The 12663-nt window shown below is 64.0% G+C and carries 13 protein-coding genes and 1 pseudogene; 8 read left to right on the plus strand and 6 right to left on the minus strand.

The window, feature by feature from the left end; all coding sequences use genetic code 11:
• From DWF00_RS19755 to DWF00_RS19770, 4 genes and pseudogenes are all read right to left on the minus strand, one after another.
• Positions 1 to 795 (minus strand): annotated as a pseudogene (locus tag DWF00_RS19755) (hypothetical protein); the annotation flags it as partial.
• A 115-nt stretch (positions 796 to 910) separates the two neighbouring features.
• Positions 911 to 1459 (minus strand): hypothetical protein, encoded by a 549-nt coding sequence (locus DWF00_RS19760; protein ID WP_114832825.1) that lies wholly within the window; start codon positions 1457 to 1459, stop codon positions 911 to 913.
• Positions 1460 to 1908: 449 nt separating this feature from the next.
• Complete coding sequence (locus DWF00_RS19765) at positions 1909 to 2457, minus strand: DUF6790 family protein (RefSeq protein ID WP_181832924.1); 549 nt, start codon at positions 2455 to 2457, stop codon at positions 1909 to 1911.
• Positions 2458 to 2561: 104 nt separating this feature from the next.
• On the minus strand, positions 2562 to 3515 hold the full coding sequence (locus DWF00_RS19770) for a quinone oxidoreductase family protein (protein ID WP_114832826.1): 954 nt from the start codon (positions 3513 to 3515) through the stop codon (positions 2562 to 2564).
• Between the two features lie 255 nt (positions 3516 to 3770).
• On the opposite strand from DWF00_RS19770, the gene DWF00_RS19775 reads away from it, so the two are divergent.
• Positions 3771 to 4364: a TetR/AcrR family transcriptional regulator gene (locus DWF00_RS19775; RefSeq protein WP_114832827.1), complete on the plus strand. Its 594-nt coding sequence runs from the start codon at positions 3771 to 3773 to the stop codon at positions 4362 to 4364.
• Between the two features lie 461 nt (positions 4365 to 4825).
• Here the strand turns inward: DWF00_RS19775 and DWF00_RS19780 are convergent, their stop codons facing one another.
• On the minus strand, positions 4826 to 5698 hold the full coding sequence (locus DWF00_RS19780) for an oxidoreductase (RefSeq protein ID WP_114832828.1): 873 nt from the start codon (positions 5696 to 5698) through the stop codon (positions 4826 to 4828).
• Between the two features lie 50 nt (positions 5699 to 5748).
• Between DWF00_RS19780 and DWF00_RS19785 the strand changes: the two genes are divergently transcribed.
• From DWF00_RS19785 to DWF00_RS19815, 7 genes are all read left to right on the plus strand, one after another.
• Positions 5749 to 6348 (plus strand): TetR/AcrR family transcriptional regulator, encoded by a 600-nt coding sequence (locus DWF00_RS19785; protein WP_114832829.1) that lies wholly within the window; start codon positions 5749 to 5751, stop codon positions 6346 to 6348.
• 88 nt (positions 6349 to 6436) lie between these two features.
• The gene (locus DWF00_RS19790) at positions 6437 to 7021 is read left to right on the plus strand and encodes a TetR/AcrR family transcriptional regulator (protein WP_114832830.1); all 585 of its coding nucleotides are present in this window, start codon (positions 6437 to 6439) and stop codon (positions 7019 to 7021) included.
• Between the two features lie 99 nt (positions 7022 to 7120).
• On the plus strand, positions 7121 to 7756 hold the full coding sequence (locus tag DWF00_RS19795; protein WP_114832831.1) for a hypothetical protein: 636 nt from the start codon (positions 7121 to 7123) through the stop codon (positions 7754 to 7756).
• Between the two features lie 128 nt (positions 7757 to 7884).
• On the plus strand, positions 7885 to 8739 hold the full coding sequence (locus DWF00_RS19800; RefSeq protein ID WP_114832832.1) for a cytochrome b/b6 domain-containing protein: 855 nt from the start codon (positions 7885 to 7887) through the stop codon (positions 8737 to 8739).
• Entirely contained in the window at positions 8736 to 9515 is a 780-nt protein-coding gene (locus DWF00_RS19805) for a molybdopterin-binding protein (RefSeq protein WP_114832833.1), read from the plus strand. The genes DWF00_RS19800 and DWF00_RS19805 overlap by 4 nt, the downstream gene beginning before the upstream one ends.
• A gap of 401 nt (positions 9516 to 9916) precedes the next feature.
• A complete protein-coding gene (locus tag DWF00_RS19810) occupies positions 9917 to 11041 on the plus strand; it encodes an MFS transporter (RefSeq protein WP_210207960.1) in 1125 nt (374 codons plus the stop codon).
• A 128-nt stretch (positions 11042 to 11169) separates the two neighbouring features.
• Complete coding sequence (locus DWF00_RS19815) at positions 11170 to 11925, plus strand: SDR family oxidoreductase (RefSeq protein WP_114832835.1); 756 nt, start codon at positions 11170 to 11172, stop codon at positions 11923 to 11925.
• Positions 11926 to 12186: 261 nt separating this feature from the next.
• Here the strand turns inward: DWF00_RS19815 and DWF00_RS19820 are convergent.
• On the minus strand, positions 12187 to 12663 hold a 477-nt coding region (locus tag DWF00_RS19820), incomplete at its 5' end, for a phospholipase D-like domain-containing protein (RefSeq protein ID WP_245974110.1).

Below are 12663 nucleotides of genomic sequence, written 5' to 3' on the forward strand. Positions count from 1 at the left end.
GGCATCGCCGCCCTGGCTGAGGACGACCACGCCGGACCCCGTCGAGGTGATCGCGCCCGACAGCGCGACCGCGCCGGTTCCGCCCGCTCCGCCCGAGCCGCCGGTGACGCCCTGGGCAGTGTCCCAGATCGTGCTGGCGTCGCCGGCATCGAGTCCGTTGCCGCCTTGCAGGTGAAGCTGGACCGCCGGGCCGCCGGATGCGCTTGTGATCGCGCTGCCGGCCTGCTGCGTGAAGTCGAGGCTCCCCGCCGCGCCCCCCGCACCGGGCGTGCCCGAGCGGCCGGCATAGCTGTTATTGCTGCCGGGTGCCCCGCCGATGCCGCCATCGGCCCGAAGATCGACGAGGACGCCGCCTGCGGGCAGGCTGCCCGCCAGAGCCCCGGTGACGGTCAGTCCGACCGTCCCGCCGGCTCCGCCAGCGCCGCCGTCGCCGCCATTGGAATAGGTGCCCGATGCCGCCCCATCGACGCCTTGCCCGCCGCTGCCGCCATTGCTGGTGATAGCCAGCGAACCCGGCACGCTCGGCCCGTCGACGCTCAGCGTGGTGGACTGGCCCGGATGGCCCGGGTCACCCGGATTGCCGTTCTTGTTCAGGCCGCCATCATTGCCGCTGCCGGGGTTTCCAGGGACGCCCGAGAGATCGAGCGGGAATGAGGTCTGCGCCAGCGCGGCAGGCGAGACCAGAGCGAGCCCCGCAAGCGAGCTCAGCAGCGCATAGCGCAGGCCGATGCGCCTGGCCGGGCCGGAGAGGACCGGCGGGCGGGCCGCCGAGCGGATGAGGTGCGAGCGGGACACGAGGTCGGTTCCTAGATGAAGGGCGCGCGTCGCGGCGCGTGCTTGCCAGATGGATCGAATGGTCGGGAAGCAAGCCTCTCTTCAAAGGGAAGAGGCTCTGCGCCAGAGGCTGCCGTTACACGGCTTTGCCGGTCTGGGAGCGCTCCGGATACCAGCCGGTGAACTTCACGGCGCCTACGATGGCAGCGACGATCACCCAGATGCCGACATGTCGGGGCACGTCCGTGCGCAACAGGAGCAAGGCGTCCGCCGCCGTGATGACGGCGAAGGCAAACGCCCAGACGCAGGTGATGACGACGTTGGTCTGCCTGAAGGCAGGCGTACCCCACAGCTCGGACGGCACCTGTTCACGGGCGTATTGCAGGGTGAACGGCACGCCGGCTACGAGCGAGATCAGCACGATCAGCAGGAGGCCCCCGTCGACGAGGAGCCGGCCCGCCATGATCGCGAACTCCGTGCCGGTAAGCCCGGCATAAAGGGCAAGGCCGCCGAACAGCAGCACGCTGCCGAGTTCGAGGATTTTTGGCGCCCGGCCGGCGAACATGTCTCGGGCAAGCAGCCCCACCGAGACGATGGCTCCGGCGAGGAGTCCGGAGAATGAGCCCGATACCCGATCGACGAGGGCGAAGGCGACGAAAGGCGCGAAGGCGAAGAGGATGCCCATGTGACGGCTCCGGTTGCGGGAGGTGAGGATGAGCGCCGGCGCGAGTCGGCTCAGGCTTCGGAATTCATTTGCCGCGCAGTCCTCGCGGCACGCGCTGCGAGTAAACCGGATCACGCAGGTCGGCCTGCCGGCATCCTGGTCGCCCTGGCGGGTCCCACGACGGCGAGGATCGGCCGGGACCGGTGACCGCCGGCCGGGCAAAGCCGGATGCGCGACCTCGTCGGAGAGGGAGGAGCCAAGGGGGCATTGCTCAATATTTCCAGTGTAAATTTCTTTTGAGCGGGCGACTTCAGTCTGTCAACGGAAAAGTTTCCAACGTAAAGATTGGCGATGGGCAATCCGATTGGCCAAGACGGCCCAGGCCCGGACCCGTCACAGCCGTCCCGAGGCCAAGAGTTTGTCGAAGCGTCGCCGCGTAATGCCGCCGACCATCTTTGATCTCGATTTCCTCAAGCCGAGATCGAAGCCGTGCCGGTGCGCGCGTCGACGTTCCGACGCTGCAACCACAACAGCGCAAATCCGAAGAGAGGGATGAAAATGTCCGTCCAGAAGATGATGCCGGCATTGCCCGGCGCGAAATTATGCGCGGTGATCATCTGATTGACGTGGCCCGCCGCCGCCCCCAGCGTGAAGATGCTTGGGCCGAGCACGGCCGCTAGGCGAAGGTCATAGCTCCTAAAAGCTGCGAGCAGGCCGACAGCGGCGTAACCAAGGCTCGCAGTTCCGACCTCGAACTGGAACGGACTGTCGGCCCAGCCGATGAAAGCGGCGGACATCTCGCCGAAGAAGACGTGCATGACAAAATTATAGAAATTATCGACCCCGATGCTGAAGAAGACGTACCAGGCGAGGAGTTTTTCGACGACGAGCGGTCGGTCGATTGAACTCCCCGATCGTGCAATCGCAACAAGGGATACGACCAACCCGAGCATAAAGAAGCTCAGCGAGTAGTTCGCCACTACGAACGTGATGGTTGCTTTGATCAGATCAGCCAGCATGATGCTTCACCTTCCGAACGATTTCGTTGAGTTGCGGGCTCGACAGCGAGGAAGCCAGCAGCGAGAACGGCGAGCGCGGCGGCCTGTCGAAGCGGTTGACTTATTTACGCAAGAGGCTCCGCCATCACGACAGGCCGGCTTGGCACACCCTTCGAGACATGATTCCACGCCGCCATGACCTGCGAAAGCGGGTAGCGCTTCACGGCGACCTCGATCCGGCCCTCCTCGGCGAGTTGCACCATGGTCTGGTAGGCTCGGGTCCGGAGCTCGAGCGGCGCGCGGAAGCTGACATAGCCGAGGACATCCAGGCTTCGGCTCCGCATGGTCTCCCCCGACAGGGCCAGGGTGTTTCCCGCCACCGTTCCCACCTGCACGAGGCGGGCACCCATGGCGGTCGCCTGCAGGGCGGCGGCGGCAACCTCGCCCCAGAGATAGTCGACGATCACGTCGATGCCTTCCGGGCTCGCGGCCCGCAGGGCGGCCGTCAGATCGGACTCGGCGGCGGTGTCGATGACGGCGTCGGCGCCGAGGCGGCGGGCGTGCGCAACGTCCGCCGCGCCGCGAACGACCCCGATGATCCTGCCCGCCCCGAGGTGCCTTGCAACCTGCAGGGCCAGGGATCCGACGAAACCGGCCGCACCCAGCACGGCGACCGTTTCACCCTCGCGCAGGCCAGCCCGCCAAGAGAGCGGCAGCCAGGCCGCGAGGCCGCCATTGCCGAGAGCGGCCGCGACCGCCGGATCGCTGCGGCGCGGAATCTCGATCAGGTTCCGCTTCGCCAGCACGGCCTGCTCGGCCATCGATCCCCAAGGTGCGCTCGGGCCATCGAAATAGACGAGGCGATCGTCCGGCGTCAGGCCGACGCCGTCACGACCGACGACGACGGGAAGGGTTCTGGGGCTGAGGAAGTGCTTGCCGGAGGCAATCGCACGATCGACCCCGTTCACGGCCGCTGCCAGCGGCCGGATCAGAATCTCGTCGGGCGAGAGCCCTGAAGACGGAACGGGAAAGGTGCCGGGCCGTGGCGTTCCATAAGCGTCGAGCACGGCCGCGGTCATCGTTGCTGTCTCAGACATGTCCGCTGCTTTACGAGAATGATGGGGCCATCGCCGCATCAGGTTGCGATGAAACCTCCATGGGTTGGCGCTTCGCGCCGAGTCCCGAAGCTGTGCGGGAGCAGCGCGGGGCTCACGACCACGGCGGGATGGGCGCCCAGTGTCATCATCAGGGCCAGGCGATTTCGTCTCATCTTTACACCTGCCCGGAGAATAGATACCGTCGGTTTCCATTCCATATAGAAACCAGCGGTATCCATGTCAAGTCCCACTTCGCGAAGAGCCTCGATCGGTGCGGTCCGCAATCCGGAGAGCGACGCCGCCATTCTCGAGGCAGCCCGCGCCCTGCTGGAAGAAAGAGGCTATGCCGACTTCTCGCTCTCTGAGGTCGCCCGGCGCGCGCATGCCTCGAAGCCCACGCTCTACCGGCGATGGCCGAACAAGGCGGCGCTGATCTTCGAGCTCTACAAGGCCGGACATAGCGAGCGGTTGAGCGCACCGCTCCAGGGCGAGCTCATCCAGGACATGACCGCGATCGTGCTAGCGCTGTGGCGGTTCTGGCGCGAGACACCCACTGGACCGGCGTTGCGTGGGCTGATCGCCGAAGCGCAGAGCGAGGCCTCCGCGATCGAGACGCTGCGTCAGATCTACTCCCCTTCCTCACCGAAGATGGCGAGGGCCCGGATCGAACACGCCATCGCGCTTGGCGAACTCGCGCCGAACTTCGACACGGATTCGGCGCTGATGCTCATCATGGCGTTCAACTGGTCTCAGCTCCTGACGAACCAGATCGACGACGAAGCGGCCGTTGCGCCGGTCCTGAAACTGATATTCACCAGCCACCCGCGATGAACGGAGCATCTGCCGAGATGTCGCGTCGGCAGGGTCAGAACGAAGTCGTGGATCATCGTCGGCTCGGACATGGTCAGCGAGAACGAGCGGACGAGCTTCGCGCTGGCGTCGATCTCGTGAAACAGGACCGCCTGAAAGCGGACCTCTTAGACGTCAGGAATGGGCCAGCCTCGCAATGCGGACTCGCGGCCAATGTCCGAGTCGGGTCGATTTCAGCCATCACGCAGTGTGCGGCGTAAGTCCGCTTTCGGGCGGAATACCAGAGTCCGCTTGTGGCGCTTTCCTTCAGTCTAAGAGATCCTTCCAGCCTTCGAGTGGGGAAAGCACGGCGTCGCGATCCTGCAAGGAGCAGTTGCATTTCGTGGCTACTCTTGGTGCAATTGATCAGCCGATTGGGACTCTCATCCCGCCATCGCGCGCCACGATCCCGAGGATTGCCACTACCTGGTAGACCGATTGGATCATCTGTATCCAGTTTCAGAAAGCGCTGATGACGTGAAACTGGTGGACCGCGAAAGTGCGTCCCAGGCGGCGATTTCGGCCCGCATCCCGTCAAGCTTCTGTTCGACCAGCCCCAGCGCGTCCTCGCCCAGAAACAGTCGTACCGGCGGGTTCGGGGATTCGACGAGCGCAAGGAGCGCCCGCGCGGCTTTGGCCGGATCGCCCGGCTGGTTGCCGCTCTTGGCCTGCCGCGCGGCGCGGATCGGGTCCATCACCGTGTCATAGTCGGCGAGACTGCGGGGCGTGCGAGCCATGGAACGGCCGGCCCAATCGGTGCGGAACTGGCCGGGCGCGAGCGCAGTCACCTGGATTCCGAAACCCGCCACTTCCTTGCCGAGCGCTTCGGAGATGCCTTCGAGGGCGAACTTGCTGCCGCAATAGAAGCCGATTCCGGGCATGGTGATGAAGCCGCCCATCGACGTGACGTTGATGATGTGGCCGCGGCGCCGCGCGCGCATGCCCGGCAGCACCGCCTTTGCCATCGCGACCGGACCGAACACGTTGGCAGCGAACTGACGCTGGAGGTCGTCCATGGACGATTCCTCCAGCACACCCTCATGGCCATACCCGGCGTTGTTCACCAGCACGTCAATCGAGCCAGCCTGTTGCTCCGCATCGGTCACGGCCGCCGGGATCGCGTCGAAATCGGTTACGTCCAGCACGAGCGGATAGGCGCGATCGGGCGCGAGCGCGGCAAAGGCCTCGGCGTCAGCCTCCCGCCGCACGGTGCCGATCACGTGATGGCCGGCGTCAAGCGCGCCCAGGGCGAATGCTCGGCCCAGACCCGAGCTGACACCGGTGATGAGGAAAGTTTTGGGGGCTGTCGTCGCCATGAGTCAACTCCAAGCTATGATAGTATCTATATCATGATATAGATACCGACATGGCGCGCGACAAGACCCAACCTCCTCCCATCAGCACGAGGGGCGAACCGCTCCGGCATCGCGTGATCGACGCGGCGGAACGGCTGCTCCGCGAGGGCAGGGCCGATTTCTCGATGCGCGACCTCGCTGCCGAGGCCGGAGTCAGCTTCGCAACGCCCTTCAACCAGTTTGGGAGCAAGGCGGCGATCATGCACGCCCTGTCGGGACGGCGGATCGATACGATGACAAGGCGCTTCGCCGAGGCGCTGCCACGTCCGGACGCGGCCGACCGCGTGCTTCTGGCCATCGATACGGCAGTCGCGGTCATGCTCGAGGAGCCGCAGGTCAACCGGGCGGTGCTAGGGTGGCTTGGCACTGCCGGCCCTTCGCCCGGGCAGGTTTTGGCGCACTCCACGACCTTATGGAGGCTGGCACTGGGCGCTGGCGAAGGCTTGACGGAAACCCGGCGGGAACAGGCGCTGCGCTGCTTGCCCGGCCAACTCGCGTTCGCCTTTCGGGGCGTGCTCTCCTTCTGGACCGCCGGCGAATTGACGGATGACGCGCTCGCCTTGAATGCGCGGGAAATCGCGAGAGCCTTGTTGCTCGGATTTAGCGAATAGCCGCTGCCGCGTGATCGCGCCACCAGGACGCCCTAACGCAGCAGTCTGCGCACTTGACATACTACCTACTAGAAGGTAGACATTTTGCATGAGTAACTTTACGCCCACCTCCGAAGAGATCCTCGCCTGTGCGCGGTCGCTGATCGTATCCGGTGGCTATAACGGGTTCAGCTATGCCGACATCTCGGAGGTGGTTGGCATCCGCAAGGCGAGCATCCATCACCACTTTCCGACCAAGGCCGATCTCGTGCGGACGCTCGTGAGCCGTTATCGAGAGGATGCCCAGGCCACTGTCGCTCGCATGCAGCGCGACACTCCCGATCCACGCGATCAGCTGCGGAACTATGTGGGCTACTGGAAAGGCTGCATTGCCGATGCAAGCAGACCGTTCTGCGTTTGCGCGCTCCTGGCCGGCGAGCTCCCAGCCCTGCCGCCGGATGTCGCGATCGAGGTCCGCGGCTATTTTCAGCTGCTATCGGCCTGGCTGACATCTGCCTTCGAACGAGGCGCCGAGCTCGGATTTTTCACCTTGTCGCACGCGCCTCGCGTCGAAGCCGAAATGTTCATGGCGACCGTTCACGGGGCGATGCTTTCGGCACGGGCCTATGGAGACGCCGAGATCTTCGGGCTGATCACGGGGCCCCTCCTAGAGAGGCTGTCGCCGCGGAACTGATACGCCGCTTTCCAATCCGTCGAGTGGACCATGGCGCGCCATATCGACGGTTACGCTTGAGCGCCAAGCCTACCAACTAATAGGTAAGGATATCGTACCATGCTTCGCAACTTCATTCCTGCACTGCTTCTTGCCGGTGCCATCAGCCTTCCGGCTACGAGTCTCCTCGTGACGCCGGCGATGGCGCAAAGCGCGAAGACCGACCGGGTCAATGTCAGGGGCAGCGTCATCGGCCTGACCGGCGACGCTCTCAAGGTCAAATCCCGAGAGGGCAATGTCGTCGACGTGATGATCGCAGCGGAAGCGAAGGTATCCGGTGTCGCCCGCGCCCAGGTGACGGACATCAAGCCGGGCGATTATGTCGGCATCGCATCGCTTCCGAAGGCCGAGGGCGGCGACGGCGCGCTCGCAATCCTGATCTTCCCGCCGGCGCTCAAGGGAACCGGAGAAGGAAACTTCGGCTGGGATCTCAAGCCCAACAGCAGCATGACCAACGCTACGGTTGCGGATGCGGTAAAGGGCGTCGACGGCCGCACCGTCACCGTTTCCTATCATGGCAAGGACAAGAAGATCGCGATCCCGGACGGCACGCCGGTCGTCACGCTGGCCCCTGCCACGAAGGCCGACCTCGTCTCGGGAGCGGTGGTGTTCATTGCCGCGGCCAAGGACGGCAAGGGCGCGCTGACCGCGCAGCAAGTCGTCGTCGGTGCCAACGGCGTCGTTCCGCCGCTGTGAGCTAGCCAGGCAGCCGGTCGGCTCGATGAGGTTCAAGGACGCGCCCCTCGGAGCCGGCCGGCACCAGCGACCATCGCATTCGCGTTCCACAACCGTATCTGCAACGCCAGCGAGCCAAGGAGCCCGCCATGATGGAAAGGGTGAGCTACGACAATGACGAGGCGCCGAGGATCGCTCTGATCCGGCGGCATTCCATCGCCACGCGCCTCACGCATTGGCTGAATGTTCTGTGCCTGAGTGTCCTGCTGCTCAGCGGCTTGCAGATATTCAACGCGCATCCCGAACTGTACTGGGGCCACTATGGTGCTGACGGTGACCCTGCGGTGCTGACGATCGGCTCCGCCGGCAGCGGCGACGATCTGCGCGGCTTCGCACGGATCGCAGGAGTCGAACTGCGGACGACGGGGGTACTCGGCGTCTCGAGCTTCGAGGGGGCCCCGGCTGCGCGGGCCTTCCCTGCCTGGGCGACGATTCCATCCTTTCAGGATCTCGCGGCTGGCAGACGTTGGCACTTCTTCTTCGCCTGGCTCTTCGTCATCAATGGTATCGTCTATCTCGCCTGCAGTTTTCTGAGCGGTCATTTCCGGCGGGACCTGACACTGACGCGTCATCAGCTGTCGGTGCGTCACCTCTGGCATGAGGTCGTCGACCATGCCCGGCTTCGCTTCCCGGAAGGTGACGAGGCCCGGCACTACAATGCGCTCCAGAAGCTGACCTATCTGATCGTCATCGTCGTTCTGCTGCCGCTGATGCTCATCACCGGTTTGACGATGTCGCCGGGGATCGATGCCGCCTTTCCCTGGCTCGTCGACGTCTTTGGCGGGCGTCAGACCGCCCGGACGATCCATTTCATCACAGCGTCCCTTCTCGTGCTGTTCGTAGTCGTGCATGTCGTGATGGTCATTCTGTCGGGCACCTGGAACAACATGCGCTCGATGATCACGGGCCGCTATGCCATCCGAGACGGTGGGCGGAAATCATGACTGTTCAGCTCTTCACGCGCCGCCGTTTCCTGATCGGCAGCACGCTCGGCGCCAGCGCATTGACCCTCGCGGGTTGCGACGTGCTCGAACACAACGAGCAAGTGGGTTCGGTCATTCGCTCCGCCGAGAATCTGACGATGAGGGCGCAGAGGCTGTTGCAAGGTCGCGATGCGCGCGCCCGGGAATTCGGCGAGACGGAGATTTCGCCATCGTTCCGCGTGAACGGAACGAGCCGACCTGACAGCGAGGACTATGCCGCTCTCGTCGAGAACGGCTTTGCGGATTGGCGCTTGAAGATCGACGGCCTCGTCGACCGGCCGCAGGAATTCTCGCTGGCGGATCTGAAGACGCTGCCCTCGCGAACGCAGATCACCCGGCACGATTGCGTCGAAGGCTGGAGCGCCATCGGCAAATGGACGGGTGTTCCTCTCGGGCTCGTCCTGACCGCCGCCGGATTGAAGCCGTCGGCTCACTTCGCGCTGTTCCACTGCGCCGACGAGCTGGAAAAGACGCTGGATGGAAGCGGCCGCTACTACGAGAGCATCGATCTCATCGATGCCTTCCACCCTCAAACGATCCTGGCCTATGCCATGAACGGAAAGGACCTCACCGTCGGGCACGGCGCGCCTCTGCGCCTGCGGGTCGAGCGACAGCTCGGCTACAAGCAGGCGAAATACCTCATGCGCATCGAGCTCGTCGACAGCCTCGGGGCCTTTTGGGGCGGCAATGGCGGCTATTGGGAAGATCGCGGCTACGAATGGTACGCGGGAATCTAGATCGCCATGCGCCCTGCCGGGCACGAAGCGGAGGCCTATCTCTCTGTCTGAGCTTCGGATTTTTTCGAAAGGTGGATTCCACTTTTCGGTCCTAGGCTCTGGGCTCAGCACTCGTTGATCAGAGCCGGAAGATGGCGGCATCGGCGATGCAGATCTCCTTGCCGATGCCGCCGACACGGGAATCTTGACGATAGCGGGTGAGCTATATAATAGGAATCTCGCAGTTGCCTTAGTGGCTCTGCCGTAGGCGTTACCGTCATCCAACGCGTCCGTTGCCGAGGGGGTCCCAGCAGGGAAATCTCGGCGATCAATCAAAATGGACGCTTGTCGGTGTGTCTACATGTTCATCCCACGCAATGATTCCGTCTGGCGCGTCCGCATTTGTCGGGCTTGCTCCGGTCGTGCTGGCCGTCTTCCTGGGATTTCTGGCTCTAAGTGTGCCGCTTGGCGCCCTGTCCCTCGAGTTGGGCGGCAACTTGGGTTTCGGCACATTCGTCGTCGGTTTGGTGATCGGGCTTCAGTCGCTGGCGACGCTCTCGACCCGCCACCAGGCCGGCACCCTTTGCGACCAGGGCGGTCCTCGCAAGGCCATCCTCATCGGGCTTCCGCTGGCGGCCAGCTCGGGCGTGGCCTACGTGTTGTCGAGCGTGCTGCCCCTCGGCGTGGAAGGCAAACTGGCCTTCATGGTTGCTGGCCGGCTATCGATGGGTCTCGGCGAGAGCCTGTTTCTGACGGGATTGATGAGCCTGGGCATTGCCCGCCTCGGGGCAGATCGCACCGGCAGGGTCATGTCGTGGACGGGGATCGCGATCTACGCCGCCCTCGGCCTCGGTGCCCCGTTTGGTCTTACCGCTCAGGGGGCCTACGGATTTCTGGCAGTCGGGCTCATCACATGCCTTACACCTATTCTGGCATTGGCCATCATCGTCCGTCTTCCGCCGGCGCCGGCTGTCGGAGGCCAGCGCGTGCCCATCCATCACGTCCTTGGCCTCATCTGGCGCCCGGGGCTGGTGCTTGCGCTTTCAATGGTGCCCTTCGCGGTGATGGCGGCTTTTCTACCGCTTCACTACGCTGCGCGCGGATGGTCGCAGGCGGGAATAGCGCTGTTCGGTTTCGCTGCCGCCTATGTGCTTGTGCGCCTTGTCGGACCAGGGCTGCCGGTTCGCTTTGGCGCGACCAGGATCGCGGTCGGCTCGCTGGCCTTCGAACTCGCCGGGCAGGCATTGCTGTGGCTGGCTCCTTCGCCCAATATCGCAGCAATGGGAGCGATCCTCACCGGCCTGGGATTCTCTCTCGTTTTCCCGGCCATGGGGGTTCTCGCCACCCGCTCCGTGCCGCCTGATCAGCGCGGTCGAGCCGTCGGCAATTTCATGGCCTTCGCGGACATCGCGCTCGGTGTCACCGGCCCCGCCGTTGGACTTGCAACGCAATGGGCCGGCCTCTCCGCGGCCTTCATCGTCGGTGCGGCCGCGACCGGCGCGGCACTCCTCCTGATCCCCTTGATCAAGCTCAGGACGGCGCCCTGAGTCCATGGGCGGGCCTGTCGTCGGCTTGCCCTCAATCGCCCTCAACGCGCGGTCGGCCTCGCAGCATCTTCAATGGTGACGAAGTACGGAACCCGCGCTCCATCGGCAATGAATGGAGACAATACGTCATGAGACTCGAAGGAAATACCATCCTGGTCACCGGCGGAACGAGCGGCATCGGCCGAGCGCTCGCGGTCGCATTCCATGGGCGCGGCAATCGCGTGATCGTCACGGGGCGGCGTCGAGAATTGCTCGACGCCATTGCGAGCGCCCACCCCGGAATTATCGGCATGCCGCTCGACCTCGACGAGCCGGCCTCGCTGCCTCGCCTAGGCATAGAAGTACGCGCGCGCTTTCCCGAGCTCAATGTGGTCATCGCCAACGCCGGTGTTTCGCGGCCGGAGGACATGACTGCCGAAGGCTGGGATGCGTCGGCTGCCGAGGCGATCGTAAGGACGAATATCCTCGGCGTGCTGGCTGTCACGGCAGAATTCTTGCCCGTCCTGAAGGGGCGGCCAAACGCGACAATCATGGCGACGAGTTCCGCACTCGCCTTCGTGCCGCGTGCGGATTTTCCCACATACTGCGCCAGCAAAGCCTTCCTGCACTCCTGGCTTGTATCGGCGCGACATCAATTAAGGGACGTACCTGTCGAGGTTCTCGAGCTCTCGCCCCCTTATGTGCAGACAGAGCTCACGGGGCCCCAGCAGGTTTCGGACCCGCGCGCCATGCCGCTGGACGCCTTTGTCGCGGAGGTGATGGGCCTCCTCGATCGGGGCGAGCATCCTGTTGGGGAGATCCTGCTCAAGCGCGATCACGCGCGACGTTGGGCAGAACGGGACGGCAAGTATGCTGACATCTTTGCCGCGATGAACTCAACGTAGATTGGTCGAATACGCTCGGTGAGTAGCCTGTCGCTGATCCGAACTCCCTCTCGGAATGCCGAAGCTGACCTGGTCACGGACCGTCATGGGCAGCTCCAGCGGCGTTGGGTGCTGAGAGTTCCGGCTACTGCGTCGAAGCAGCTAAAAGACAAGTTGAGAGCAGACGAAAGGCACTCGACGGAATGCGAGGCGACGCTCATGTCGCGAAGTCGACGTTGATTCAGCCAGCGAGTCGAAGCGACGCCAGATCGCGCAAGGCCATCAGATTTGCGACCGCGCAAGGCTTGAGAGCCAATCGGAGAATTTTTCGTTCGCCGAGCGGTTTTGCCAGTCTGCAAAGGTGTACGGCTTGGAGGCTGCGGCATCCTTGTCGAACGTGGCAATCTGGGTGCTGGCAAAACGCTGGTCGAACAGATTGACGTTCGCCTCGTCGTTGAGCCTCAAAGCGCGGTCATCGATGTTCGTCGAGCCGACCGACGTCCAGATGTCGTCGACAATCACCAGCTTACAGTGGAAGAATGTGGGCTGATACTCGCTGATCTTCACGCCGGCTTGCAGCAGATCGCCCCAAAGGTGCCGGGATGCTTTCCTGACGATGCGCGCATCGGTCCGAGGCCCGGGAATGATGATCTGAACCTCCACACCACGCTTGCGGGCCTCGAGGAGCTGTTGCCTGATCAGGTCGTCGGGAACGAAATAGGGCGTGGCGATCCGGATATTCTTCTGAGCGGAAGCAAG

The sequence above is a fragment of the Allobosea caraganae genome, assembly GCF_003351345.1.
In the GTDB taxonomy this organism is placed as follows: Bacteria; Pseudomonadota; Alphaproteobacteria; order Rhizobiales; family Beijerinckiaceae; genus Allobosea; species Allobosea caraganae.

Bases quoted from the DNA above. Each gene is read 5' to 3' on its own strand.
- DWF00_RS19760 (WP_114832825.1), bottom strand. From the start codon at position 1,459: ATGGGCATCCTCTTCGCCTTCGCGCCTTTCGTCGCCTTCGCCCTCGTC.
- DWF00_RS19765 (WP_181832924.1), bottom strand. From the start codon at position 2,457: ATGCTGGCTGATCTGATCAAAGCAACCATCACGTTCGTAGTGGCGAAC.
- DWF00_RS19770 (WP_114832826.1), bottom strand. From the start codon at position 3,515: ATGACCGCGGCCGTGCTCGACGCTTATGGAACGCCACGGCCCGGCACC.
- DWF00_RS19775 (WP_114832827.1), top strand. From the start codon at position 3,771: ATGTCAAGTCCCACTTCGCGAAGAGCCTCGATCGGTGCGGTCCGCAAT.
- DWF00_RS19780 (WP_114832828.1), bottom strand. From the start codon at position 5,698: ATGGCGACGACAGCCCCCAAAACTTTCCTCATCACCGGTGTCAGCTCG.
- DWF00_RS19785 (WP_114832829.1), top strand. From the start codon at position 5,749: ATGGCGCGCGACAAGACCCAACCTCCTCCCATCAGCACGAGGGGCGAA.
- DWF00_RS19790 (WP_114832830.1), top strand. From the start codon at position 6,437: ATGAGTAACTTTACGCCCACCTCCGAAGAGATCCTCGCCTGTGCGCGG.
- DWF00_RS19795 (WP_114832831.1), top strand. From the start codon at position 7,121: ATGCTTCGCAACTTCATTCCTGCACTGCTTCTTGCCGGTGCCATCAGC.
- DWF00_RS19800 (WP_114832832.1), top strand. From the start codon at position 7,885: ATGATGGAAAGGGTGAGCTACGACAATGACGAGGCGCCGAGGATCGCT.
- DWF00_RS19805 (WP_114832833.1), top strand. From the start codon at position 8,736: ATGACTGTTCAGCTCTTCACGCGCCGCCGTTTCCTGATCGGCAGCACG.
- DWF00_RS19815 (WP_114832835.1), top strand. From the start codon at position 11,170: ATGAGACTCGAAGGAAATACCATCCTGGTCACCGGCGGAACGAGCGGC.